This is a genomic window from Paracoccus sp. T5, assembly GCF_048538155.2.
In the GTDB taxonomy this organism is placed as follows: Bacteria; Pseudomonadota; Alphaproteobacteria; order Rhodobacterales; family Rhodobacteraceae; genus Paracoccus.
In genome coordinates this window covers 897501-923008 of record NZ_CM135809.1, presented here as the reverse complement: position 1 = coordinate 923008, position 25508 = coordinate 897501, and the positions used below count along the sequence as shown (strand labels likewise).

22 protein-coding genes, 1 tRNA gene, 2 rRNA genes and 1 pseudogene (1 of these 26 only partly in view) are annotated in these 25508 nt (G+C 62.5%); 16 read left to right on the top strand and 10 right to left on the bottom strand.

Annotation, left to right across the window (positions count from 1 at the left end; genetic code table 11):
• Positions 1-125 precede the first annotated feature (125 nt).
• The 3 genes from ACNR9W_RS04625 to ACNR9W_RS04615 all read right to left on the bottom strand — a co-directional run bounded on the left by ACNR9W_RS04625 (position 126) and on the right by ACNR9W_RS04615 (position 4197).
• Positions 126-1457, bottom strand: coding sequence for a sigma-54-dependent transcriptional regulator (locus ACNR9W_RS04625; protein ID WP_419271142.1), 1332 nt, complete (start codon positions 1455-1457; stop codon positions 126-128).
• Positions 1458-3182: an ATP-binding protein gene (locus tag ACNR9W_RS04620; protein ID WP_419271143.1), complete on the bottom strand. Its 1725-nt coding sequence runs from the start codon at positions 3180-3182 to the stop codon at positions 1458-1460.
• A 211-nt stretch (positions 3183-3393) separates the two neighbouring features.
• Positions 3394-4197: an undecaprenyl-diphosphate phosphatase gene (locus ACNR9W_RS04615; RefSeq protein ID WP_419271144.1), complete on the bottom strand. Its 804-nt coding sequence runs from the start codon at positions 4195-4197 to the stop codon at positions 3394-3396.
• A 415-nt stretch (positions 4198-4612) separates the two neighbouring features.
• On the opposite strand from ACNR9W_RS04615, the gene ACNR9W_RS04610 reads away from it, so the two are divergent.
• From ACNR9W_RS04610 to ACNR9W_RS04580, 7 genes and pseudogenes are all read left to right on the top strand, one after another.
• Positions 4613-4843 (top strand): hypothetical protein, encoded by a 231-nt coding sequence (locus tag ACNR9W_RS04610; RefSeq protein WP_419271145.1) that lies wholly within the window; start codon positions 4613-4615, stop codon positions 4841-4843.
• Positions 4844-5863: 1020 nt separating this feature from the next.
• Positions 5864-6565: a D-Ala-D-Ala carboxypeptidase family metallohydrolase gene (locus ACNR9W_RS04605; protein ID WP_419271146.1), complete on the top strand. Its 702-nt coding sequence runs from the start codon at positions 5864-5866 to the stop codon at positions 6563-6565.
• Positions 6566-7351: 786 nt separating this feature from the next.
• Positions 7352-8133 (top strand): annotated as a pseudogene (locus tag ACNR9W_RS04600) (IS5 family transposase).
• 372 nt (positions 8134-8505) lie between these two features.
• Positions 8506-9660 (top strand): peptidoglycan recognition protein family protein, encoded by a 1155-nt coding sequence (locus ACNR9W_RS04595; protein ID WP_419271547.1) that lies wholly within the window; start codon positions 8506-8508, stop codon positions 9658-9660.
• Entirely contained in the window at positions 9657-10964 is a 1308-nt protein-coding gene (locus ACNR9W_RS04590; protein ID WP_419271546.1) for a S8 family serine peptidase, read from the top strand. The genes ACNR9W_RS04595 and ACNR9W_RS04590 overlap by 4 nt, the downstream gene beginning before the upstream one ends.
• On the top strand, positions 10965-13022 hold the full coding sequence (locus ACNR9W_RS04585) for a CHAT domain-containing protein (protein ID WP_419271545.1): 2058 nt from the start codon (positions 10965-10967) through the stop codon (positions 13020-13022).
• A 20-nt stretch (positions 13023-13042) separates the two neighbouring features.
• The gene (locus tag ACNR9W_RS04580) at positions 13043-14059 is read left to right on the top strand and encodes an endonuclease/exonuclease/phosphatase family protein (RefSeq protein WP_419271544.1); all 1017 of its coding nucleotides are present in this window, start codon (positions 13043-13045) and stop codon (positions 14057-14059) included.
• A 232-nt stretch (positions 14060-14291) separates the two neighbouring features.
• Here the strand turns inward: ACNR9W_RS04580 and ACNR9W_RS04575 are convergent, their stop codons facing one another.
• On the bottom strand, positions 14292-14726 hold the full coding sequence (locus ACNR9W_RS04575) for a hypothetical protein (protein WP_419271543.1): 435 nt from the start codon (positions 14724-14726) through the stop codon (positions 14292-14294).
• 36 nt (positions 14727-14762) lie between these two features.
• On the opposite strand from ACNR9W_RS04575, the gene ACNR9W_RS04570 reads away from it, so the two are divergent.
• Positions 14763-14933, top strand: a complete 171-nt coding sequence (locus ACNR9W_RS04570) for a hypothetical protein (protein ID WP_419271542.1) — start codon at positions 14763-14765, stop codon at positions 14931-14933.
• Here ACNR9W_RS04570 and ACNR9W_RS04565 read toward each other — a convergent pair.
• The 3 genes from ACNR9W_RS04565 to ACNR9W_RS04555 all read right to left on the bottom strand — a co-directional run bounded on the left by ACNR9W_RS04565 (position 14897) and on the right by ACNR9W_RS04555 (position 18139).
• Entirely contained in the window at positions 14897-15868 is a 972-nt protein-coding gene (locus ACNR9W_RS04565; RefSeq protein ID WP_419271541.1) for a hypothetical protein, read from the bottom strand. The genes ACNR9W_RS04570 and ACNR9W_RS04565 overlap by 37 nt on opposite strands.
• Positions 15771-16562: a site-specific DNA-methyltransferase gene (locus ACNR9W_RS04560; RefSeq protein ID WP_458478636.1), complete on the bottom strand. Its 792-nt coding sequence runs from the start codon at positions 16560-16562 to the stop codon at positions 15771-15773. The genes ACNR9W_RS04565 and ACNR9W_RS04560 overlap by 98 nt, the downstream gene beginning before the upstream one ends.
• Positions 16563-16651: 89 nt before the next feature.
• Positions 16652-18139 (bottom strand): plasmid recombination protein, encoded by a 1488-nt coding sequence (locus tag ACNR9W_RS04555; protein ID WP_419271539.1) that lies wholly within the window; start codon positions 18137-18139, stop codon positions 16652-16654.
• A 672-nt stretch (positions 18140-18811) separates the two neighbouring features.
• Between ACNR9W_RS04555 and ACNR9W_RS04550 the strand changes: the two genes are divergently transcribed.
• From ACNR9W_RS04550 to ACNR9W_RS04515, 8 genes are all read left to right on the top strand, one after another.
• Positions 18812-19336, top strand: coding sequence for a hypothetical protein (locus ACNR9W_RS04550; RefSeq protein WP_419271538.1), 525 nt, complete (start codon positions 18812-18814; stop codon positions 19334-19336).
• Positions 19336-19761: a hypothetical protein gene (locus ACNR9W_RS04545; protein WP_419271537.1), complete on the top strand. Its 426-nt coding sequence runs from the start codon at positions 19336-19338 to the stop codon at positions 19759-19761. The genes ACNR9W_RS04550 and ACNR9W_RS04545 overlap by 1 nt, the downstream gene beginning before the upstream one ends.
• A 681-nt stretch (positions 19762-20442) precedes the next feature.
• Positions 20443-20820 carry a hypothetical protein gene (locus tag ACNR9W_RS04540; protein WP_419271536.1) on the top strand — a complete coding sequence of 126 codons (378 nt, stop codon included), beginning with the start codon at positions 20443-20445 and terminating at the stop codon, positions 20818-20820.
• Between the two features lie 1370 nt (positions 20821-22190).
• Positions 22191-22637 (top strand): recombinase family protein, encoded by a 447-nt coding sequence (locus ACNR9W_RS04535; protein ID WP_419271535.1) that lies wholly within the window; start codon positions 22191-22193, stop codon positions 22635-22637.
• Positions 22638-22779: 142 nt separating this feature from the next.
• The gene (locus ACNR9W_RS04530; RefSeq protein WP_419271533.1) at positions 22780-22935 is read left to right on the top strand and encodes a hypothetical protein; all 156 of its coding nucleotides are present in this window, start codon (positions 22780-22782) and stop codon (positions 22933-22935) included.
• Entirely contained in the window at positions 22932-23591 is a 660-nt protein-coding gene (locus tag ACNR9W_RS04525; protein WP_458478635.1) for a recombinase family protein, read from the top strand. The genes ACNR9W_RS04530 and ACNR9W_RS04525 overlap by 4 nt, the downstream gene beginning before the upstream one ends.
• Positions 23528-23791: a recombinase family protein gene (locus ACNR9W_RS04520; RefSeq protein WP_419271725.1), complete on the top strand. Its 264-nt coding sequence runs from the start codon at positions 23528-23530 to the stop codon at positions 23789-23791. Before ACNR9W_RS04525 ends, ACNR9W_RS04520 begins: the two co-directional genes overlap by 64 nt.
• Before the next feature lie 21 nt (positions 23792-23812).
• Complete coding sequence (locus tag ACNR9W_RS04515) at positions 23813-24328, top strand: recombinase zinc beta ribbon domain-containing protein (protein ID WP_419271727.1); 516 nt, start codon at positions 23813-23815, stop codon at positions 24326-24328.
• Here the strand turns inward: ACNR9W_RS04515 and ACNR9W_RS04510 are convergent.
• The 3 genes from ACNR9W_RS04510 to ACNR9W_RS04500 all read right to left on the bottom strand — a co-directional run.
• Positions 24285-24361: transfer RNA gene (locus ACNR9W_RS04510), tRNA-Met, on the bottom strand. The genes ACNR9W_RS04515 and ACNR9W_RS04510 overlap by 44 nt on opposite strands.
• A gap of 60 nt (positions 24362-24421) precedes the next feature.
• Positions 24422-24536 (bottom strand): 5S ribosomal RNA (rrf, locus tag ACNR9W_RS04505).
• 88 nt (positions 24537-24624) lie between these two features.
• A 23S ribosomal RNA gene (locus ACNR9W_RS04500) occupies positions 24625-25508 on the bottom strand; it runs 1950 nt beyond the window's last position.

Below are 25508 nucleotides of genomic sequence, written 5' to 3'. Positions count from 1 at the left end.
CCCTTGTGCGGCGGCAGGAGGAACGTTCCAGAAGGCGCCTACTCGCTGCTTCTGGGATAAGGCCTTGATTTTATGATATTTGTCAGGCAACGGCAGCAACTGCGTCCGGCAAGATGTCGCGCTGGTCAAACATCCCCCGGCAAGAAGCTGCCGGGACTTTCGCCACGCAGGCCAAGTCGGGCCATCTTTTCGGTCAGCGTCCGGCGGGGAATGCCTAAGGCTTCCGCAGCGGCCGCAGTGTGGCCCCCGGCATCTCTCAGCGCCTCCGCGATGATCTGTGCCTCGATGCGGGCCAGCCGTTCCGGCAGGGCCTGTCCCCCACCCGCCGTCGCCGCGGATCCCGGCAGGGCCAGGACCGCCCGCTCTGCCGTGGCGCGCAGTTCAGCCAGGTTGCCGGGCCAGTTGCCGGCGGCCAGCCGATCCAGGTCGGCGGGCAGCAGGTCGGGCCTCGGCAGGCCAAGGCGCAGGGCCGCAGCCTCGGCCATGGCCGTGAACAGCAGCGGGATGTCCTCGGCCCGCCGTCGCAGGGGCGGGCAGTCCAGTGTGACCGCCGACAGGCGATGAAACAGGTCGGCGCGCAGCCCTCCATGCGCAGGATCGGAGGCGAGGTCAGGCCGGGCCGTTGCGATCAGGCGCAGGTCGATGGACCGGGGCGTGCTGCCGCCCATCCGTTCCACCACGCCGGTCAGCAGCACGCGCATCAGGCGCGACTGAACGCCCATCGGCAGATCCTGAATGTCGGTCAGCACCAGCGTGCCGGTCTGTGCCTGTTCCAGCCGGCCAGGGCGTGCGGGCCCCGCGCCGCGTTCCTGGCCGAACAGTTCCTGCTCCAGCGCCTCGGCCGACAGGCCGGCGCAAGGGACGATCACGAAGGGCCGCCGCGACCGGCGCCCGAAGTCGTGCAGGCAGCGGGCCAGTTCCAGCCGCCCGCTGCCCAGTTCTCCGATGATCAGGACGTCCTGCGGCAGATCGCTCAGGTGTCCGACCATGCGGCGAAGGTGGCGGATGGCCTGGCTGTCACCGGCCAGGCGGGTCTCCAGTCGGGCAACAGCGGGGCCGGTCGTGCGCGCCTGCCGGGCAGAGGTTCGCATCCGGCGCAGCGCTACGGCACGGTCCAGCACCTCGACCAGATGTTCGGCACGGTAGGGCTTTTCCAGAAAATCATGCGCGCCGGTCCGCATCGCCGCCACCGCGACCGGGACATCCGCATGTCCCGACAGCAGGATCACCGGCAGGTCTGGGTCCTGCGCGCGCAGCCCGTCCAGAACCTCCTGCCCCCCCAACCCGGGCATCCGCAGGTCCGTCACCACGGCGTCGTAATCGGTGACCCGGATCCGCGACAGCGCCTCGGCGGGGTCGGTGAAGGTCTGGACCTCGAAGCCGGACGCCTCCAGCCAATCCGCCGCAGCCGCGCAAAGGGGTGCCTCGTCATCAATGAAGACGATCCGGCCCCGCATCTAGCCCGCCTTCCGGGTCATGACGGCCTGGTTCTGCCACAGGGGCAGGTCGACGATGGTCAGCGTGCCGCCGCCTGGACGCGGCGCAAAGTCCATCTGGCCGCCCATCTGGTCCAGGATCCCGCGGGTGATGGCCAGGCCCAGCCCCAGGCCTTCGCCGGTGATCCGGGTGGTGAAGAAAGGCTCCTCGATGCGGGTCCGCAACGCGGGGTCGATGCCGAGACCCCGATCGGCGATGGTCAGGCGCAGCATCTGGCCTTGGACGGTCAGGCTGACGGAGATCGGCTCGGAGGCAGCGGCCGCCGCTGCGGCTTCGGCGGCGTTCAGGATCAGGTTCGTGGCGACCTGCTCCAGCCGGATCGGATGACCCTGCGCGGCGGGCAGGCCTGCGGGCGCGGCCAGATGCAGGCTCTGGCCCAGTTCGGCCAGGCGCGGCGCCAGCACCTCGGCGGCCGCGGCTAGCACCTGCCCCATGTCCACAGGCTCTGGCGGATCGATCCGCTGCCGCGAGCCAAAGGATTTCAGGTTCCGCACCATCTTCTGCATCCGCATCAGCAGCGCCCGGGCGGCGCCCAGGCTGGCCTCGGCCCGCGCCTCCCGGCCCGCGCGCAGGTGCAGCTCGGCCGCGGCCAGCGTGCTGTCCAGCGCCGACAGGGGCTGACTGACCTCGTGCACAATGGTCGAGGACATGCGCCCCAGAACCGCCAGCTTGGCGGCCTGGACCAGGCTCTCATGCGCCTCGCGCAATTCGGCCTGGGCAAGCCGACGCTCGGCGATTTCATGGCCAAGGGCCTCGGTCCGCTCGGTCACGCGGCGCTCCAGCTCGGCGTTCTGGTTCAGACGCACGCGGATCAGCTGACGCCGCTGCGCCAGGCTGACGGCCAGCGCGGACAGCAGCAGGCCCGACATGCCCGCCAGCGCCGCCAGCAGGCGGGCCTGCTGTTCCACCGCCCCGACGGGCAGGGCCGCGATCACCCGCCAGCCATCGGCCTGCAGCGGGGCCTCGGCCAGCCGCAGCCCGGCCAGCGCGGGACGCAGCGGCACCGCCGCCGCCAGGTCCTGCCCGTCATAGCGACGCTCGACCGCCAGCTGTGCCACAGTGTCGGGCCGCAACGGGTCCAACGGACGGAAGAGCCATTCCGGCTCGGCCGACAGAAAGACGATGCCGGCCCCGTCCGCAAGGGCCACGGCCTGCGCGGCGCCCGCCCAGGCCTTTGGCAGGTCGGACATGTCGACCTTGGCCACCGCCACCCCCAAAGGCGCCTCCTGCGGCCCGATCCGCGAGGCGAGGAAATAGCCCGGAATGCCCGTGGTCACGCCGACCGCATAATAGCGTCCCTGCCCCACCTCCAGCGCTTGCCTGAAATAGGGCCGGAACGCATAGTTCTGACCGACAAAGCTGCCGGGTTCGGCATGATTGCTAGCGGCGACCGCGCGTCCTGCCACGTCCAGCACATAGATTTCATCGACGCCGGACAGGTCGCGGATGGCGGTCAGGTAGGCATGGGCCCGACCGGTCGCGGCATCCGGCCCCACCAGCGCGGCTTGGATGCGCGCATCCTGTGCGACGACCCCTGGCAGGTAGCGATAGCGTTCGACCTGGGTCACCACGGCATGCTGGGCCAGCATCAGACGGTTGTGCAGTTCCGCATCCAGGCCAGCCAGCCCTGCCCGTCGCGCCGCCATATGAACCGCCCCCGCGAGCGTCAGCAGCAACGCGGTCACGGCGATCGATCGAAGAACGTGGCGGCGGCACGGCAAGGGCATCGGGCCATACTGCCAGCGGCCAGGCGTCGGGCCAAGACGTCCCGGTTCGCCGTTGGTGGCAAACCCCGCAGAGGTTGTCATGCGTGGACCCTGATGCCCCTTGGGTGATGCCCGGCCACGACTGGATAAGGGAACAGCGGTCTTTCCGATCCGCATTCCCAGTTTTCAGTCAAGCATAGGCGATCCACAGCAACGCCACGCCCAAGATAAGCCGATAGATGACATAGGGCGTGAAGCTGACGGTCTTCAGAAGCCGCATCATCAGCGAGAGGGCCGCGAGGGCCGCGACAAAGGAGAATGCCGCGGCGATGCCAGCTTCCAGCGCCATCTGGCCGTCGGCTTGTGCAACGACATCCGCGCCGATCAGCAGCGCCGAGGCCAGGATCGTCGGAATCGACATCAGCATCGAGACGCGTGCGGCATCCTCCCGCGCATAGCCCAGGGCGCGGGCGCCGGTGATCGTCGCGCCCGAGCGTGACGTGCCCGGGATCAGGGCTGCCGCCTGCCAAAGGCCAAGGATGATCGCGTCGCGGAGGGTCCAGTGGCGAATCTCTTTCACGGCCGCGCCCCGGCGATCTGCCCAATAGAGGAAGATGCCGAAGATGATCATCGTCCAGCCGATCACCGCAACGGAGCGCAGCATCTCGACCGCGCCCGTCACCTTCAGGACCAGACCGGCCAGGATCACCGGAACCGTCGCGACGATCAGGCAAAGTGCCAGCCGCGCCCCCGGCGTGTCGATCCGCCCGCGCACCAGGCGCCCCATGCCCACCAGCCCTTCGGCCACGTCACGCCAGAAAAAGAGGATCACCGCGACCAGCGTCCCGACATGTACGGCGACGTCGATGACCAGTCCTTGGTCGTCGATCCCGGTCAGGCGCGGCAGCAGGATCAGATGGCCCGACGATGAGACGGGCAGGAATTCGGTGATCCCCTGGATGATGGCGATGATGACAAGGCTGAAGAGGGGCATGGGTGGTTCCGTCTTGATGCGGGCCGCTTGACGCGGGAGACCGCCCTGCCACTTCTGGTGCTGGGCGCTGAGCAAGAGCACCGCTTAGCAGCCGGCAGCCCGGGGCACCACCGGTCAGGACGATCTTTCACCTGCGGGGGTTGATTGGCTCCAGAATCGCTTGCTGAGTGTGGGATGCAGGGCCTCCGTAGGGTGTCGCATCGACAGAACCCAGTGTGGCAGAGCTCCATCATTGATGTGAGATCTGATCTAAACACGCGGACCGCTCAGGTGGGGCTGATCATTATGATGCCATCGCTAGCGGGCTGCGAACGGCTGTTTGAGAAGCAAGCTGTAGACGCTGGAAAGCCTTGTCTGCCCCTGCCCGTCACCGGTTCGGCTTCACCCGAACCTTTCGGAGCTCTACCGGCGCAAGGTGAGCGAACTGGCGGGCACCCTGACCGATCCGGAGATCCGCACGCCGGCTCTGGAGACCATCCGCGGCCTGATCGAGATCTTCACCGTCCACGTTACGCCGGAAGCGATCACGTTGAAGCTTGAGGGTGCGTTTGCGGCGATGGTTGGCTTGGCACAGGGTGGAACAGCAAAAAGCCCGCTGGAAAGCGGGCTGTATGCGGGTTCGGTTCTAGTGGTTGCGGGGGCCTGACACCACCGAGATCTACCACCGCCAGAAGGCTAGCGCACCTGCATTTCAGGCGCCGGCAGTTCTCTCTGTAGGATCGCAAAGCTCGTTCTATTGCACCAGGCCATCTCGACCTACGAGGGATGAGCCAGATGTCGTCTATGACTTCCCGCGCGCCCCCCTCAAGGCGGTCGAGGAGGCAGTCGGCATTTGGATCATCTACTACGAGCCCGTCAAAGCAGAATCTCGTGGCTACTTCGCTGTGGCATTGTTCAAGCGGGTAACCTCCAAACTCGGTGCCGAACGGCGGTTCTTGGCGATGATTGAGCCCGTGTCCTTCGTTCCGTTCGATCGCAAGGTGCCGCGACTGCTGGATGGGAAGCCGATGGAAGCGGCGCTCACACAAACGAACAGCGCGCTCAAGAAGGGTGGCGTGGTGCAGCTGGCTGTGCGGCGGTTGCGGAGGCGGAGTTTGCCCAAGTCGCGAATCTCGGGCTCTCCTAGGACATGGAGCGCATCGAGGCGACCAACTCTGCCGCAACGCTGGTCAAGATTTTAGAAGGGCAAGATAGGTTTGAACGGCCGGTTCTCGAGCGGCTGACCTGAACCCATACCGGGAGGTGGCGTTTCGTCGGAAGGTGCGCGAGACCCCTGTCTACCGCTGCGCGATGTCGGGCCTCACGCTGCGCAAGAGGGGTGGCCGGCCTGCGGTGCAGGCTACCACATCCGCCCGGTTCAAGACGACACCCGTGCCTTGCGTCATCGTCTTGATGGTCGCCTAGATACGCCCAGAGGCCTGCGCCGAGCACTGGCCAATCAGGGTCTTGTTGCGGGTTGCCCTAATTCGTTGCACGATCGGCGCCCGTATACCCGATCAGGAAGAGGCACCCGCCGGTGAGGCTGGCGGCTAGCAAGCATTTTGAACAGAAAGCTTAATAGCGGGTTGATTTGGCAGCCCGGCCCGTCGGCTTGCTTTGAAAAGCAAATTCATATAAAATGGGACGCACTGACGAATAAAAATCAGAGCGAACAGGGGCATCCGTAATGGCTGACGAACAGTTTGTTGCGTATATGCTTTCCCTCACTTCAGAGAAAGAATCGGCAGATTCAAGCGCTTTGAGCACGCAGTCTGCCGAGGAGAGCACTGACGCTGAAGAAGACAAGGAGCAGAGCGAGAACATCTCCCCTGGGGATATCGATGCCCATGCCTCTCGTACCGTAGCTGATATTGTGGCTGAGTACGGTTTCGAGAAGCCGCAAACGGGAATTGAGCAATCCGTGGCTGAGGCAATCGCGAGTGTGCTTACAGCTACCTCCTACGAGCAGCGGTTTGTAGAATTCGTAAGCAAGCTCGGCTTACAGCACTTCAAAGCGAGCGAGCTTCTCTACATGGGCGGCAAGAACGGCACAGGTGCAGCATGTGCAGGCAAGAACAAGCTACCTAGTGAGGCACACTGGCCCATGATTGTCCCAACTGTCCTGCTTCTAGATAAAATTCGGACCAAGTTGGGGACCGGAATCAGGATCACCTCCGCGTACCGATCCAAATCCTACAACACTTGCATCGATGGAGAAAGCAGAAGCTTTCATATGGAGTTCAACGCGGTGGACTTTCAAGGCCATAGCGCGCCTGTCTCTAGTCTCTTCAGTGCGGTGACTCAGGTAGTAGGAACAACTACGCATTACAAAAAACGTTACGGCACTTTTGTCCATCTCGACACGCGCAGACGCCTTCCTGGTTCCTAAAGTAGTCAGCCGGCGACGCCGTCAACCGAAATCTTCTCTAACAGATATGTGATAGCGAATGCACACCATCTTTGGCATCTAGTTCCGAAACATTGCACTCGCCCTCCACGGCTTCTAGGATGAGGACTCGCTCTTGATCCATAGACGTCGCGGCGACAGCGACAAGGAATCTTTCCGGTATCTTCGCTAGGGTGTTGCCAAGAGCCGCCAGTTATCAAGACGCTCGAACATGATCTCGCTCTCGCTGCGGCATCACTAGTGCCGCTAATCATGCTTGACGGATTTGCGGCAAAACTTAATATCCGGGACGCAGGAGCTCATTCCCCTGTCTTCGCAAACAACTTTGGCTCAGTTGACATCATAGACCGGGTTAGCCAGAAGCCACTGCGAGCTGAGCAAGCTGCTCAACAAGCCTGCCGCCCCATGCAAGCGCCGACTTCGCCCGCAATCAGGGAGCAGCGGATCGGGCGCCCTATGGTCTTCCCCCTTTTCACCGGGACTGAGGCGGTTGCGGTTTAAGCGGCAATGAAGCCTGAGCCTCTAGCGGCAACAATAGGGTTGCTCATCAATCAGCTTTCTTGAGTAGGCCGATCCGTATCCTAAACAGAGGAATGATGGCCCCAGCCCCGGCAGGCCGCAAGCTACGGCTTGTGCCGCAGCAAAGGCTATTTACGCGCTCCCGTTGAGTGCGAAAATTTACTTGGATCCGGCATCGACTAGGCCGCGTTGACAAAAGGGATTCCGGTTCGCTGACAGCTATGATTCAAGCTCACCTCTGCGTTGGAGGTGAACTCGGCTCGCAACCTGATGTCGGATGACGAGTTGGCATTCTTTGAGGGCTTCATCCGGGGTGTCCGGCATGCGAACGGACGAAAGCCTGTCGATAATCGCCTTGTTTTGGAAGGTGTTTTCTGAATCGCACGAACTGGTGCGCCTTGGCGGGATCTGCCCGAGGAGTTCGGCAAGTGGTTCTCGGTCTATCGCCAGTTCCGACGCTGGACGCTGGCCGGGCTGTGGGAAGATGTCCTGGACGCGCTGAACCATGCCGGGTTCGTCCCGGACAAGCTCCAGATGATCGACAGCACAGTCATCAGGGCCCGCCATCATGCGGCCGGCGCAAAAGGGGGGCTTCGAAAGAGGCTCTTGGCCGTTCAAGAGGTGGTTTTTCGACCAAGATCCACCTCCGCGTCAACAGCGCTGGCCTCCCTATGAGGACCGAGATCACGCCGGGTCAGGATTCAGACTATGCCGGCTATGATCTGGTGATGGCCGACAACCTGCCGTCGCCTGCTGTTTTGGTGGCTGACAGAGGCTACGACTCTGACAAAATCCGAGAAGATGTTGAGAAACGCGACGCCGTCTCGATGATCCCGATGCGCAAGAACCGCAAGGTCCGAAAGACCGTGGAGATGACCCTCTACACCCTGCGCAACATGGTCGAACGCTGCTTCAACAAGCTGAAGAACACCCGCAGGCTCGCAACACGCTATGACAAAACAGCCGCCAGCTTTCTTGGCTTCATTGACATCGCCTGTGTCAGGCTGTGGCTCCGCCATTTGTCAACATGACCTAGGTCGACGAAAGATGCTCTTAAAGATCCCTTTCCAGCAGAAGGCTAACGCCACACGCACCCGAGTGTCGCGTCATCGTTTCCGCTTCTGCATTTTCTGACTTCATTCCCGTTTCAGTTCAATCCTTTCCAAAAATCCGCTCGGCGCAGGAATTTTCAAGGAAGTTGAATTTATGGGCTATCAACGCTGCATCCTAAAGATGCGGAGAAAAATAATAAGATATATAGACCAAAACCGACATATCGGCGCTCGACATTTCTCTGACCAGCGAGCTTCAACGACCCTTCTAAACTTTCCATTGACTCCTGCAAAAAACGTGCAAATCTTCTCGTCAGCACTGTTGCGCCAGCTCCTTCTTTTCTTTGTGCAATGGAGATGTTTATGCCTCCTAGATTCGTTGGTATGTCGCGAGCAGATTTCATCAGCGTTGTTGGTGAATTTGCGTGGAAAAATCCAAAGACGTCGGTCCATGTTCATCACACTTGGCGGCCGAACCACAGCCAGTATAGAGGGCAAAAAACTATTCTCGCGATGTGGAAGTACCACACGCAGACCAACGGATGGAGTGACATTGCGCAGCACGTCTCAATCGCGCCGGATGGAACCATTTGGTCAGGCCGCAACTGGAACGCCGTGCCCGCAAGCGCTGCCGGCTACAACACCGGCGCGTTCATGTTCGAAACCATTGGCGACTTTGATAAAGGAAAGGACGTCCTACAGGGCGAGCAGCTTCAGTCTGTCCTCACCGTCACCGCTACCATTCTCATCGCGTTTGGGCTGAAGCCGTGGACGGCGGTGAAGTTCCATAACCAGATGTCTCAGAAAACCTGCCCCGGCTCGTCGATTGACCGGACAAGCTTTATCAACGCCGTGATCGCCAAGCAGAACGAGCTGGAAAGCGGGATCGGCGCGTTCCTGTCACCGTTGTCCCGGAGCGACGGGGCGCGCGAAGCGCTATCTGTGCTTTCCGCAGCGCCGGAAACGGACGCACCGGATGACGCCGACGCTTCACACAATGCGCCGGAAGACCTGTTCAATGCTGCCGACGGCGACCTTGACGCCCTTCACGTAGAGGAACCGCGTGCCGCGCCACTTGCCATTGTCGCGGAGGTCCAGTCGCTCGCCGAGCGCGAGGTATCGGAGGATGAGCTGTTTGCGGAGCTAGCGTTCCGCGCCCAGTCCATCGGCAAGCCGGACGGCGCCCTTGAGCCGCTGTCTCTCAGCGAGCAGCTCACGGCCCTCGGGCTACGCATCTTCAAGCGCCTTCATCGCGAGTTGCACACAGTTCTGTGCGGCAGCGCTGAGAGCGACAAGTACGACCGCGACAAGCTGCGGGCCGCGTTTGGGATTGGCGGCGACGCTGTTACTGCCGCGCTTGTCGGCATCATGACCTCCTCTCTGGCGATTGCACAGCCGGTCGCAGTGATCGTCGCGGCCATCATAATACGCCGCCTTCTCACTCCCACCTATCTCGAGACTTGTGCTTGGTGGGGCGAGCAGCTCAACGAGCGGGTGCTGGCATGAGCGAGAAGACTATGTTTGTTCTTCGCGCGGTCCCGATTGACGGCGACGACACGGCGGAAGCCTCGACCGTGACGCCGATGACGACACGCGGCCAGGTGCGAGGCATGCCGACCCGCCGCCTCGCCCCACTCAAGCTTGAAGTGCGGGACGAAACCTCCGCGGAGCGGCACGAGAAACCGCACCAGATCATCGGCACGATTGATGATCCGCTGCCGCTTAGCGTCATCGAGCCAGTTCGGCTCGACAAAACGCGTCAAGGGCTCGGGGCCGAAGCAAAAACGACGGAGGCCGCCGCGTCGGGACAGAGCGATGCGGATGCTACCGCGATCGAGGCGGCGAAGGATCGAGGCACCGCGTGGGGCATACACGCACTAAAGCTCAATTCCGACACCCCCTACAACGGTGCGGGAGTTACCGTCGCTATACTCGACACCGGCATCAACAGAAGTCACGCTGCGTTCGCCGGCATGGGGGACAACCTCATCGAGAAGGACTTCACCGGCGAGGGCAACGGCGACGAACATGGGCACGGCACCCACTGCGCCGGCACGCTATTCGGCCGCGATTTCGATGACGGCGACGGCAGAACCGTAAGGATCGGCGTCGCGCCGGGGGTGGAGCGCGCGTTAATAGGCAAGGTAATTGGGGGAAAGGCCGGGCTGAAGGAGTTGATCCTCGCGCTCGACTGGGCCTTCAACGAAGGAGCTGACATCATCGCGATGTCGCTCGGCTTCGATATCTACAAAGCGCTCGAGTTCAAGGACGCGGACATCCCGACCGCTGCACGGCTGGTCAATACGTTTCGCGACAACGTCCGCCTGTTCGACACCTATATGCAGTTTCGCTTCGCCGGCGAGGCGATGGGGCAGCGTGCTCTCGTGTTCGCCGCGACCGGCAACGTCAGCAACCGCGACCAGTACGTCGTGTCCAAGCTCAGCCCAGCGGCGGCGATCGGGATACTGTCCGTTGGCGCAGTGGGACCGGCCGACGACGACACGCTAAAAATTGCATACTTCTCGAACACCCAGCCCGACCTCGTCGGGCCGGGCGTCGGCATCGTCTCGGCCGGCCTCGGAGAGCGCGACTTCAGCGTAATGGACGGAACAAGCCAGGCCTGTCCCCACGTTGCCGGCCTCGCCGCGTTGCACTGGGAGCAGGCAGCTGAGGGCCTCCAGAAGCACGAAAGAGTTTCGACACAGATCGTGGCGGCAGCCCTCAGGGCGAGTGCGGCACGCGTGAAAGCCAAGAGCTTTCCCGGCGCGGCCACGGACGACATTGGCGCAGGTATGCCAGGGGTGCCATAAATGCTCGCCCGCCTGTGGCAGCTCCTTACGGACAGGCTGCGGCGGCGCGTAGGATTCGGCCCGGTGCGTCGCTCGGACCGCCCTGCGGCGCTCGTCATTCGCGGGCAGGCGGATGGGGGCGACCTCGACGACGCTCTTGACCGCGAGGTCAATGACGTCGGGCGTGCCCTGAAGCACATGGACTATGACGTTCTCGTCGTGAAAGACGGTACAAAGGAAGCGTTCAACAGCGTCCTCAGCACTGACTTCCGCAGCCGCCTCGTCGTCCTCCACTACGCCGGCCACGCCACGGACGAAGGGTTCGTCATCCAGGACGGCCGCGGCGGCAACTGGTTGTTGAAGGCGAGCGAGTTCGCCCGACTGTTTGGGGGGGCAGCGAGCCTGCGGCTGATCTTCCTCAACGGCTGCTGGGCGTTCTCGCAGCTGAAGACCTACCAAAACGAGCTCGCTGCCGTACGCGGCAGCATCGACTGCTGTATGATCGGCTCGCGCAACGAAATCGGCAATGAGCTGGCCGCGGACTTTGCGGCGGCAGTTTACGACAGCCTCGCCGACAACGCGACGCTCGCGGACGCAACAGAAAACGTCGCCAAGTTCGTCATCAGCCGCGACTACTCTGAGGACGCCGCGGCCACCGTCAAGGTTATCCTCAATAACCAGGAGGACTTTCGCCTTTCAGACGGCTGGCCGTCGATTTTCACCGACCTCTACGATAACGGCAGAAACATCAGTTTCACTCCGCTGCTGGTGTACGTGGTCGTCCTGGCCGCGATCGGCGTCACCAGCGCCTATCTCGCACACAGCCCGCTAAGCAGTCCGGCGTTTCAGGCGGCGTTCAGCATCGCGCCCGATCCCAAGATCGAAGCGTTTGTGGAAACCCACGGCGATAGCGGAAGCCTACGCAACCGGCTCGGCTACCTTCAGGAGGCTGGAGAACCGCCAGATGCGCTCATCCACTTTGGCAAAACCTGCACAGCAGGCCCTCCGCCGGGCGCGATAGAGGTCGAGAACTTGCGCGCGCGGCGGGAGATTGGCACGGCACTCGACTTCAACGAGCATTACGGCTGGATGGTTGAAGGCGGCCGAGTTCTTCTTCTTGCAGTTCTGCTGCTGGCCGTCGTAGGCGTCGCGCAGCAGACAAAGTTTCCCCGCCGCGTGCCCCTGCTGTCCAAGGGCGAGTTCGCCGCCTTTATCCGCTATCCAATCGGCGCTGCGTTTCTAGCGATTGGGCTGCTGGGCAGCGCATACATCATCCAGTACCATGTCGTGACTGGGCCTGCGAAGCTTGCCACCTTCGACCCGGGGAACGATAGCAACAAAAGCTGGCAGGAACGACGCTGGGCGCTGGTGCATTGTATCCCAAAGGCTTGGCAGGAGGCCGGCTGGAAGGACGGCTCTTTCTTCTTTAACGTGATCAAGGAGCACGAGCCCGGAAGAGGCCGTGTCTGGTCGAGCTTCGTTGAAACGCCGGAGGAGGACGGCGGAAACGGTAGAATCTACTTTCGCATGTACCAGTTACCCTACCTCGCTTACCTCCCCTACTCGCTGACGACGTTTGTCGGACTGCTCCTCCCCTCGCTGTATATCATGTTCTTGACAGGCTTCCAGTCGTTCAAGTGGTGCCGGATGGCGGCGGCCGGAGTTGGCGTCCAGTTACGCGACTGGGTGCGCAACCGAGAACGTATCCAAGCGCTCGCCCGCCAGCTTGAGCGTCGATCAAATGAGGCGACGCGGATTTTTGCGGTAGGTGGTTTTGCGTTCTGCATGGCTGCGATCTACGAGGCATATCTAGGCAAGAACACGATCGCGATGATGGCGCGCACCTCTACCGTTGTCGCGATCGTACTCGTAATCTTTGGCGGCGGCCTCTTGGCGATGCTGCTCGCTGGGCTCGCGCAGCTTAAGCAAGCCGTGCGAGACGACGTTGAGGACACGGACTTGGAATTTAGCCAACAGCTCGGCAGCTTCATGTCGGTTGCAATTCACCCGGTCCAGTGGCTCGTGGTCGCGACAACTGGCGCGGTCGTGTTCCGCCTAATTCAGTTGCTGTTCCGCTAGAGGTGCGGATGGACCTCCCCATGACGCTCGCGGTTCTCGCCATCCTCACCTTCGCGGCGAGCGGCTGCGCTGTCGTAAACCGTTTCCACGTTCCCCCTGCAGTCGAAGCGGTGCCAGTCGCAGGAGGCGCGCCAGTTCGTCTTGCCGGTACGGAGTTGTCAGTTGTGACGTTCAACATCGGCTATGCCGGGATGGGACGCGACGCGGACTTCGTCCTTGACGGGGGGAAGCAGCAGCGGCCGCGCGACAAGCGCCTTGTTGAGGACAACCTTGCCGCCATTGTCGGCTGGCTCGCCGGCGCCGACGCGGACGTCCTTCTTCTCCAGGAGGTTGCGCGTCCGTCGTTCAGCACCTACGGGATGGACGTGCTCGAGGCGCTTAGCGCCGCGGCGCCGGACACGACGTGGACGTTTGGCCCCGACATCAAGACGCGCTTTGTCCCGCCGCCGTTCCGCACTGTAATAGGCAACGCGTCGTTCAGTCGCGTAGAGGTTGCGGGCGCTGAAGCGCGCGGGCTACCGCTCGAACCGAAGTTCCAATTCGGCCTGTTCCGCAAGGGCTATAGGGCCCATATCCTGCGCCTTGCTGGGCCAGACGCGTGGACGATCGTCAACGTCCACCTCGCGGCGTTCGACAGTGTCGACGCCGCTATCCGCGAGAAGCAGCTAGCAGCGGTGCTGGCCTTCGCGCAGGACGAGTATCTCGCTGGGCGGCATGTGGTCGTCGGTGGGGACTTCAACATGCGTCTCGTCGTGACCAGATTCCCGCACGCCACCGCCGCCGCGCACTTGTTCTGGATCCGCGATCTGCTCCCGGACTCGGTTCCTAAAGGCTGGAGGGTTGCGGCCGACTCGCGGGTGCCGACGGTCCGGACTGCGCACCAACCCTATACGCCTGCCGTCAACTACACGACAATCGTCGACGGGTTTCTGCTGTCTCCGAATGTCGAGCTCGTAGATGTACGAACCGAAGACCTCCGCTTTATCCACACGGACCACCATCCGGTACGCGTGGTGGTACGCGCTGCCGACCGGTGACGCGTTCCTGGGCTACCGATCCTCAGCCCGCCCGGCAGGAACGGGTAGGTGTTGTGCCCTTCCTTGGCGTGCCGGTGTTGGGCTTGTGGTAGATCGGCATCGAACGCGTTAGCCGCCGGATGCGTTTCTGGTTCACGTCGTACTACATTTCTGCAGATGTCGGGTCACCTGCCGGAACGGCGACGGCAACTTGGTGCCGTCGCCGCACTTATGGGTGGTCGTTCTAGCCTCTTCAGGCTTCGGCTTCCGGCGAAGCCTTAGAAGAGCCGCGCCCTTTGGCTTCATACTTCGCCTTCAGTTCGGCCAGTTGCTGCATCTCGCGCTCTTCCTTGGTGCGGCTTGCGTTGGACTTTTTGGCCAGCTTCTCGGCCTCCGTCTTGGCACGTGCAGTCTCGACCAGAGGAGTGACCGCGGCGGGGCGTAGCGGATGACGCTCGATCTTCCGCGCGACGCTCTCACTGACGACGGCCTCGATGGCAGCGAAGAACGCCACACGGGTCGGCTCGTCCGCGATCTTCAGCCATTGCTGAACAGCCGCGCTAATCGCGGCATTGATTGCCTGCTGGGAGACGACCTCCTTCGTCGCCTCCTTGGAGACAGACGCGAGAACCCGCTCGATCGCTGTCATCTTCGCCGTCTTGTCACCCGCCAGTTCCGTAACGCTCATGATCAACCTCCGTAGTTATGAGCCGATCGCGGATGATTGCCCGCGCTGATCATGATTTTGGAACGACCGAAGCGCCGCCGTGATGACATGGACAAGAAAAAGACGATGAAGAGCTTAAAGTTTTGTTTTAGTAAAGAAGAAACTTCAAAAAGCGGGTGTTCTGGCTCCAATCAGCCGCTCCCGGAGCCGATGGCAGCCCGCATCTGATCTGCCATGCTGCGGCCGTGCTTCATCTTCTCGATGGTCGCGAACACATGGTCCGAGGCCCCCGCCCAACACTCGCCAATCTGCGTCTTGTTGCGCATGTCCTCGTTTGTCGCGCGGTCGGCGCCCTTGTATTCGAGCACGAAGAGACGCCCGTCCCTCAGCTTCCCGACGAAGTCGGGGTAGAAGTTGCCCTTCAGCAGCGGCAGCGAGAAGCTGTCTCGGTGGCGTGGGATGTTGCGCACCCAGACCTCGACCTCTTCGAGCGCATCGAGGGCCTGGGCGCAGGCGAACTCCTCGCCGGTCTCGTCGCCGCCGAAAGTAGGAACGGCATCACTTCCCAGCAGGTGCTTCTGGAAGCGCAGGCGGTTCAAATAGGTGAGGGGGGCATCGCGATAGGTCGAGGCATCGAAGCGGATCGTTGCGTCCTTGACGACCGCGGGTGCAGCACCTTCATCAAAGAGGGCGGCCTGGCGCACTTGCCGGCGCGCTGCCTCGCGCTGCTCTGCGATCCGCTGCCGCAGCTTTGCCGAAAGCGCATCCTGCCAATCGACCAGGGTGTCCATGCTGACACCCCGCCGAGTTCGCAGATGGGCCACGGCTGCGCTGAGCCAACCGCGCAAGTGCTCCTGCGGCAGGTCCGGCGCGCGGCAGGCGCGCTCTAGCCACTGGATCAGCGTCGCCGCCAGGCTGTCCTCATCGACCGCGCCCATGCCGATTAGCCTCGGCTGCGTGACTGTCATCCGCGTATAGACCAGCTTCTCGCCGTCGAGGTCGATCTCCATCACCTCGTCGGCGCGTTGGAAGCTCAGGTCAGCCTCCTCCAGGTGGGCGGAGGCTTCACAGAGCGTCCAGTCGGACAGCTCCATCAGACTGTCGGTGTCGGCGGGCAGGAGCTCGCCGTCGACTTCGGCGAATAGCAGCGGCACCTCGATCACCGCGCCAAACTCGTGTCTGCTTTGGCCATATCTCCTTGCCCGTAAAAGGCTGAACTATCGGGTAGTAGAGGTTCGGTCGTTCAGCAGCACTCTTGGCGCAGGTATAGGTATCGGATCTCCAAAGGCCCTGCGGATCATCGTCGGGGTTCTTATAGACGGACAATGACTGTTCGCTTCGCGGGACGTTGTTTGTTATGAACTCAGGCTTTCGTAGCGCAAATGCCAATATCTGGTCATGCGACTCGCTCAGCCAAGTTGCATCGTTGGCGGGTGCGTAGGGTTTCTGCCAAGTGACATTCGCCACGAAATTCCTTCGTCTGAAAATCTCGTCCATCACGACCTTGAGGTAATGCCCTTCGTTGTCGTCGATGCTGACCCAGATGCTGCGGTCTTCGGACAGAAACTCCCGTAGCAGCATCAACCGGGGCACGATCATCCCCAGCCATTGAGCATGTTCCAGGATATCATCGTAGTGCTCGAAAGCCGAGCGGGTGTTGTAGGGCGGGTCGATATAGATGCATTTCACCCGGCCGGCATAGAATGGCAGCAGCGCCTTCAGCGCCTCCAGATTATCGCCCTGCACCAGAAGGCCGTTCTCGCCCTGACCGTATGACAGGTCCGGCTGCTCGGTCAGAAGCCGGAACGGCACCCGCGCCGCCGCCCGCCGATCCGCGTCGCCCGTCAGCCACTGCAATGTCGGCATCCTGTCCCTCGTGCTTTTTGCACCGGGTCTAGCTCTGCCTGCGCGGCAGGGGAACCGTTCGTGACGCCGAGTGGAGACGGTTACTCACCCTGGTCTTGCCCGCTGCGCCCGGTGTCGCGGGCCTTCATTATGCGCCACCGGACAAGCACCTTCTGCACCTGCTCCTTGGCAGTTTTAAACGGGCCGGTGTCGATCCTGAACTGCCGGGCCATCTGCGCGAGGTCCCGCCACGCGCCGTCGATTTCGGAATTCTCGCGGGCGACCCGCGCCTTCTCCTGCGCCAAGGCCGCGTCAGCCTCCTCCCGCGCCGCCTGCCGCAGGCGCTGCCAGCCCGGCGTCAGCGCGGCCACGAACCTGTTCCAGCCGCGCGGCGAGCGGGCGATGCGCGTCCCGATCTCCGTCGCCTCCGCGCTCTCGGGCGCCGCAGGTGCCAGCGTCACGATGTCCTGCGTCGGGTCTATCCGGCCGGTGCCAAGCGCTTCGACGGCGGCAAGAATAGCGTCCTGTTCCTCCGCCTGCTCGGCCAACCGCTGTCGCTCAGCCTCAAGCGCGGCTTCGGCTTGCGCTGCCGCCTGCTCCCGCCGGATCTCGGCGGCCTTTATCGCCTCGCGCTCTGCGGCAAGTTCAGCCTCGGCCTCCCCCGTCTTCCGCTGCTGCTCGGCCTGAGCCGCCTCAAGCGCCGCTTCGGCTTGCGCTGCCGCCTGCTGCCGCCGGATCTCGGCGGCCTCGCTCGCCTCGCGCTCCGCGGCTAGCGCCGCCTCCGCTTCCGCCGTCTTCCGCTGCTGCTCAGCCTGAGCCGCCTCCAGTGCAGCTCGCTCTGCGGCAAGACTTATGTCCTCCTGCTCCCGCCACTTGCGGGTGCGGACGTGACGGCGCGGGGGCGGCGGCGTGTCGCCGCTGGCGTAAGCCTCACGCCTCGCCTTCGCCCGCTCCTTCCCACGCTTGAGGCCCAGTGGCGCGAATAACTTGCCGATCTCGTCCTGGAAGTGCTCGTAGTCCGCGATGACGGCGTGCTTCGACGGCTGGACCATCCTGCCGCCTTCCTTGCCCGTCTCGATCGGCAGGATGACGGCGTGGATGTGGTAGCAGGTCTCGTCTAGATCGGCCCGCGCGTGGACCAGATCGTCACCGAAGGTCTGCTTCAGCCAGGCCAGCGCGATCTCCTCGAACTGCCGCTCAAGGCCGTTGCTCATCCCGAAGAAGCTGTCGAGGTCGCCCGCGAAGAAGTCCTTGTTCGCCGTCAGGATCATCTCGCGCATCGGGCCGTGCTCGCTGGCGCGCCAGGGATCGCGCGGCCCCTCGACGATGCGGTTCAGCCGCTCCGTCTTCCGCCGACGCTTCTCGAGCGCGGCGAGCTCCTGGTTGTAGTTCTCAAAGCGGATCTCGTCGATCCGGGCGGCGGCCTCGGCGGGCCAAGTCTCGCTGCCATGGAGCAGTTTGTTTTTGCGCGACGGGTCCACGTGCCCGCAATCGCCGCCGCGCCGATGGCGGTGCATCTCGTAGGCGGGAAGCTGGTGGGGCCAAAGACCCTCCATGCGGCCGACGATGGCGTATTCCTGAGCTGACATGGCGGGGTCCTGACGGGGTGAGGTCAGGAAGTCGGAGGCTTTGCGGAAGGACGGAAATCACCGGAGAGGGCCGAGGCGCAGGGACCTTACTCACTAAGCAGCCCGCGCAGTCGCCGCCTAACGGCGTCCTTGTGCTCGGGCTGCCGTTCGCCGGGGGCAAGCCCCCAGACCCCCTGCCCCGCTGGCGCGGTGCCGGGAGACGCGCCGCTCTCCCTGACCATCTCGGGCCTTCCGCCGGACCAGAGGGATGTGCCCTCCCCTCTGGACTCCCCCGCGCATGGGAACGCTCGCCACTCCCCTGCACCTCCTCGGCGTCGCCGACGGCTCGGGCGTTCTGCACGCCCCGAGACCCCGGCGCCCGGGGACGCCGCTCCACGCTCTCGGGAAGATCGTTCCGCACCTCTTCCCGAGCCCTTCTCTGCTCGCCTGCCCGGCGGGGTCGAGAGGGTGCGCCCCTCTCGACGCTCTCCCCATCGCCACAGGCAGGAGGGACGACACGAAAGGGATGGCTGGCAGGGAGCAGGCGGGGCCTGTTTCGTCGTGCACGCGTCCTGTGACGCGCACGACGGAACATCCCCGCCGGAGATAGGGAGGAAGATCGGGCGCGTCGATTGCAACACCTTCAAGAGCCGAGGACATCATGCTCGACACCACCACCGCCCCGCTGCCCGCATGACACCCGACTGGCGCAACCACCTCGCCGTCGGCGATGTCGTGTCGTTCAACTTCCCCTGCGCATCGGGCGACATCACGCCCAAGGCACGGCCCTGTCTAGTCCTCGACATCGAGACCATCAACGGCCAGCGCTACGCGCTCCTCGCCTACGGCACGACGGCAACGACCGGCGCCAACCGCGGCTACGAGATCCGCGTCAGCTTTCCTGAGGCTCTGGCCTCGGCAGGCCTGCACAAGCCGACCCGCTTCGTTGCGGCCCGGCGCCTGCTCGTGCCGCTCGAAAGCGCCGGCTTCGCCTGCTCCGCGATGACCGGCGCTCCGGTTCTCGGCCGCCTCACCGGCCAGACCCGGGAGCGGATGCAGGCCGTCCGAGCCCGCCTCCATGCGGAGCGCGACATCGCCGCCGACCGGCGTGCGTCCCGTCGCCGGCCCGGCAGCCGCCGACCGAGCGCACCGCGGCCACTCGTCGTGGAGGTCCGTCGCACGAAGCGGCAGCCGGTCGGTCGCGGGACGGCATCCTGATGAACGACATGGCCCCTGCCACCCGCTTCACCAGCCGTGTCGAGGCTGTCCTCGGGCAGTCCCGCAGCATCCGCGCGATGCTCCTGGACGAGGTGGTCCCGCACCTGGCGCCGGCGAGGCGCGCCGCTGCCGAGCATGTCGCGCGGCGGCTCATCCCAAGCCGGATCTTCGCGTCCGAGACGCTGCACGACCTCGAGGCGCTGATCGCCCAACTGGAGCGGGAAGCAGAAGCAGGCACCTACGCCGGATGGGAGGCCGACGACGGACACACCCGCGGAGGCTGGCCCACGACCTGGCGCGACGAACGCGCCGCCAGCCTCACCGCATCCGCCGTCGAACTGCGGCGCTTCCGGATGTCCATCACCACCGTCCTCGACGCGCTCGAGGCGGAGCGCATCGCAAACCGGCTGATGGACCGCGACTGAACCGCCGACGGCGCCAAGACCAGGCGCCGTCTCTTGAGGACCCTCGGGTCCCTCTGCCACCGGATCATCCGGCGGCACACGCGCCGGCGACCACTGCTCCGTCGCCGCTACGACCGACGCCGGCGCGCCCTTTTCGAGTTCTGTACCTTCTACGCCCGCCGTAGCGACGATGCGGCGAAGCAGAGGTCTTGAAGTGCAGAAGCAGTCATTCGGGGTCGGCACAGCATCGCAGTCGCCGTGCCAGACTAGAAGGGCGGACTCCGGACCTTCGCCGTAGCTGCGAACTGGTCATGCATTGGTGTAGGAAGCCGACATTCAAGCCATGACGAACGCAAGCATCACGCTGCACTGTCGCAGGTCGGATGTGTGCCGTCCTTGCAAGTTCGCCGGGACGCGGTGAACGGCCGCTCCCGCGATCAGCCATACACGTGCCGAAACGAGTTGGGTTCTGCCCGGAGGGTTCGACCGTGATCGTGTGATGAAGACGCTGAAGTGCCCAACAAGGGACAGAAACCACCGTTTTTGTTGCGGATGTTGTGGTGAGAGGATTCTGGCCAAGGCAACTGTAGCGGGACCAAGCTGCTGTCCCCGGCGCAACTAACCGTTGCTGAACCTATAGGTTCTTAGAGGATGCTTGGCCGCAGCTTGCCAAAACTGATTTCGAACCACATACTGCCTATTATGAGGGAGCAAATTTTCTTGAGTGTTGGCGGAACGTCGAACGTTGATCAGGAACGTTTTGTTCAAGCTGTAGAGAACCGCCTTAGGGCGGAAGGGCTTTCGCCAAATACAGTGGGACAAAATACTTTCTCAGTAGATGCACCCCTTAAGACAGTTGAAGGACTTATGGACAGATGTGCGGGAATGGTAGTTCTTGCGCTCGAAAGATCTTTTTTCCCAGAAGGCCTAGAGAAACGGGGCGGAGATAAGGAGAAACCGGTTTCTAATATTGTTCTACCCACACCTTGGAACCACATCGAAGCCACGATGGCATACAGTCGCCGACTGCCGTTGCTTGTGATCGTTCAAGAAGGCCTAAAACATGAAGGCCTGCTTTAACCTGGCTATGACTGGTACGTTCAGACTGTACCCTTGGACGAGGAATGCTTGAAAACCACCTAATTCAATGGTGTCTTGGCGAGTTGGAAAGAAAAAGTCAGAAGTAGGAAATCAATACAACCTGACGACCGAATAAGTGTGCCTACCCATGTTAGCGAGATGACGATTGGGCAAATATTCGGCGCCCTGAAGCCTACGCACCTATGGTCTGTTTTATGGGCGCTGTGCGGAGCCTTGGCCGGAGCATTTTCCATGGGAGCGAAGCTCTGGCCCTAACCCTAAATCATAACGCACAATGAAATACGGAGATATTCCTACAGGAGTGACCTTGATGCAGGCACTATCCCAGAAAGACGTGAGCTTCTCCGCATTACAATACGATCTACTAATGACGGAATGGGGATTATGTAACTCCAACATTGGTAGATTTGACACAATATTGTTTGTTATTCGTGGCTGGACAGTTACTTTAGCGACGGCGGTGACTGCATACGCTTACACCGAGAACGACCCTTTTGTTTGTTATTCATCAACGGTACCTCTATTACTACTTTGGTCGATAGATGCTCTGTTCAAATCGTTCCAAAGAAATTTTATAATCCGCAATCGAGAAATCGAACAGTATTTATCATCGGATGCGCTTAGGATAGACTTGCAAAGCTCTAGGCTCTCTATAACTGTTCCTGCGATGTCCGCTGCTTTCGGGCGTAAATCGACTGTAGAGAGGTTAGCTCGAGTTCTGAAAGCGGGCGTGTTGTGGAATGTGATGATATGCTATTTATCAACTATACTCATGCTCCTGGGTGTGGGGATATCAATTTAATGATATTTACACGCAATTGTTCAGCTATTCATCATTAGCCTCTCTGCGACAGAACGACCGCTTTTAAGACCCAGAAGGTGCGCGCAGCGGTCCTTCATCCTCCGAAAATGCTGCGAGGCGCACGAATGGCAGCAATGCGGAAGATGCGTCGAAGCGCCGAGACTGTCCGTGACCGTCTGCTTTGGGCCGTGAGCTTCTGCTGCGCCTGCTTTCGTTGCAGGCCGCACGAAGGGCGGCTTTGGGCTCTCCGTGTTCACAGCGTCAACCCGAAACGCCACCGTCACAAGTGGCGTAATCTGCATCGCACGTAGTAGTTCGCCGTTGCTCCTGACAACCGGGACGCGCTGCTGGGGCCTCGTGCCGTTCGGCGGGCGAAAGATTGTAGAGGCGCAGAGACCACTATGTGGCAGGTTTGCGGCGCGGGCAGCGCAGGCGTGAGTTTCCTCCGTAACTGGACCCCATCAGCATCTTTCCATCATCTTTGCCCTGAGCAGCTCCACGTCCTGGGTGCCACGAGTTGCGTGGCCTATGATCGGAGACAACCACCATGACCAAGCACATCAACAACACGACCTGCCTCTCAGCCGCAAATGCGGGTAAAATACGCACTGAGGTGCTCGCCTATCTCAGGAGCGCGTCGGGCGCGCCTGTTACGAAGCAGCTGCTTTGCTGCGGCACCTGGTGCACGGCAGCCGGTTTGAACCTTGCCGAGGCATTCTCGGATCGCGTGGTCTCCGGCACCACTGATCCACTGCAACGCCCCGGCTTTGCCTCGCTGATGGCGCGTGTCGGGCGAGGCGGCATCGCCGCAGTTGTCGTTACCGATGTGGCGCGACTCGGGCGCAACCTGGGTCATGTCCGCAGCACCGTCGAGCTCCTTCATCAGCACGGCGTTGAACTCATTTTGGCCGGCGGTGAGCGGGTGGACCCGTTGATCTCGAGGGAGCTCGTCGGCCGCTCGCGGGTGAAGCGCCGGCGCCGCTATTCTGCCTGATCGAGCGTTGGCTCTTGGGCGGCACCTCCTAGTTGAGGCGCCGCCCAAAGAGTTTCGCTAAAAAATTTCTCCCCTCTGCTGCGAAACGTTCCGACATACTTTTTGCCAGCAGTTGGCGCATCCTCAACTCAGGAACCGATCCATGACGACCCCGACCACCACCGCCTCGACAACGCTTGAAGCCGCCAACGACAATCCCGGCGGCGCCACGCGCGTCGACGTCCCGCTCGCCGCCTTCGTCACTCTGCTGGCCAAGGCCTATGTGGCCCAGACCCGCGCGCTGGACCGCTCGGCATGAGCGCGGCGACCGGAAGCCGGCGCCGCGCCGCGGGTGTTGCGCCGGCGCCGGCAGTGCTGGGCGGCGGCAAGCCCAAGGCGCTGCTCTACTCCCGCTACTCCTCCGACAAGCAGAACGATCAGAGCTGCGAGCATCAGCTCGCGCTCGGCCGGGAGACGGCGGCGCGGCTCGGCTTCGAGATCGCCGGCGAGGTCTCCGACCACGCCATCTCCGGCCGCACGCTGCCCCGCTCGCGCCCGGGCCTCACAGCAATGAAGGCGCGTGCGGCGCAGGGCGACATCGCAGCGGTGATCGTCGAGGGGATCGAGCGCATCGGCCGGCGGGCCGCCGACATCAGCGTGATCTCCGAGTGGTTCGAAGGCCGCGGCATCGACCTCTATGCGTCGAACGGGGGGCGCTTTGACTGGAAGCTCATCCCGTTCCTCGGCGCCATTGCCGAGCACCAGTCCCGGGAGACGGCGGACAAGACGCGCCGTGGCCAGATCGGCACCACTAGGGAAGGCCGCGTCACGGCGGGGCTGGCCTACGGCTACCGGATCGCGCGGAGCGCCAAGGCCTCAACCGGGAGATCGTGCCCGAGCGCGCGTCGATCGTGCGCCGGATCTTCGAGGGCTACGCCGACGGCCTCTCGCCGCGCCATATCGCCGCCCGCCTGAACGAGGATGGCATCCCCTCCCCCTCCGGAGGCAAGTGGAACGACAGCACCATCCGCGGCAACGCCAGAAAGCGTGACGGCATGCTGCGCAACGAGGCCTATGTCGGCATCCTCGTCTATGGACGGAACCGCTTCCTTCGCAACGCGGACACCGGCAACCGGATCTCCCGGCCGGCGGACGCGGACGACATCGTCTACTAAGAGGTTCCTGAGCCGGCGATCGTGTCCGACGACATCTGGAACAAGGTGCAGGACCGGCTGGAGGAGACGCATGCGCAGTACGCGGGCAAGACGTCGCCGCTGAACGACAGCCACCGCGCGCGCTACCTGCTGAACGGCCTCGTCACCTGCGGCTGCTGCGGCGGCGGCTACACGATCACCGGCAAGGACCGCTACGGCTGCTATCGTCGCAAGACACAAGGCAAGCAGGAGTGCGGCAACAGCCGCACGATCACGCGCGAGAAGCTGGAGACGCGGGTGCTGGCGCGCCTGCGCCAAGGCCTGATGACGACGAGTTTCGCGGCCCAGTTCGCGGCTGAGGTCGAGCGGCTCCTGAAGGAGACGCCGGAGGATGGCGCCACGGACAAGGCGCGGATCGAGCTGCACAGCGAGGCCGCACAGCTCCTGCAACCTGCTGGTCCAATGCGAGAAAGCGCCCCTTGGGGCGCTGGCTTGTCGTTGTTGCAGATTTCGTTGGTTGCGGGGGCAGGATTTGAACCTGCGGCCTTCAGGTTATGAGCCTGACGAGCTACCGGGCTGCTCTACCCCGCGCCAGTTTTGTCCTGATCGGGTTTTCATCGTTATCAGAGAGATATTTGCGTGTCTTACCAGGTCTGGCGGTGACCTACTCTCCCACGTCTTGAGACGCAGTACCATTGGCGCAGCGGCACTTAACGGCCGAGTTCGGGATGGGATCGGGTGTTTTGCTCGCGCTAGGGCCACCAGACCGGGAAAGACACGCTCAGCGTCGCCCCTTTCGGGGTTTTTGTTGTCCAAGGATGCATGGGAGGAAGACAGTCTGTCTTCTTCCGGATCAAATCAAGCCTATCGAGCCATTAGTACCGGTCAACTGAATGCATTGCTGCACTTACATCTCCGGCCTATCGACGTGGTGGTCTTCCACGGCTCTCAAGGGAGACCTTGTTTTGAGGGGGGCTTCACGCTTAGATGCCTTCAGCGTTTATCCTGTCCGTTCATAGCTACCCAGCACTGCCGTTGGCACGACAACTGGTCCACCAGTGGAACGTCCACCCCGGTCCTCTCGTACTAGGGGCAGCTCCTCTCAAGTCTCCAACACCCACGGCAGATAGGGACCGAACTGTCTCACGACGTTCTAAACCCAGCTCACGTACCTCTTTAAATGGCGAACAGCCATACCCTTGGGACCTGCTCCAGCCCCAGGATGAGATGAGCCGACATCGAGGTGCCAAACGATGCCGTCGATATGGACTCTTGGGCATCATCAGCCTGTTATCCCCAGCGTACCTTTTATCCGTTGAGCGATGGCCCTTCCACTCGGGACCACCGGATCACTATGGCCGACTTTCGTCTCTGCTCGACTTGTCAGTCTTGCAGTCAGGCTGGCTTCTGCCATTGCACTCAACGACCGATTTCCGACCGGTCTGAGCCAACCTTCGCGCGCCTCCGTTACTGTTTGGGAGGCGACCGCCCCAGTCAAACTACCCACCACGCAGGGTCCCGGACCCGGATAACGGGCCGCGGTTAGACATCAAGAGTGCGAAGGGCGGTATCTCAAGGATGGCTCCACGAGGACTAGCGTCCCCGCTTCAAAGCCTACCGCCTATCCTGCACATCGCAATCCTGATGCCAGTGCGAAGTTGTAGTAAAGGTGCATGGGGTCTTTCCGTCTAACCGCGGGAAGTCTGCATCTTCACAGACAATTCAATTTCGCTGAGTC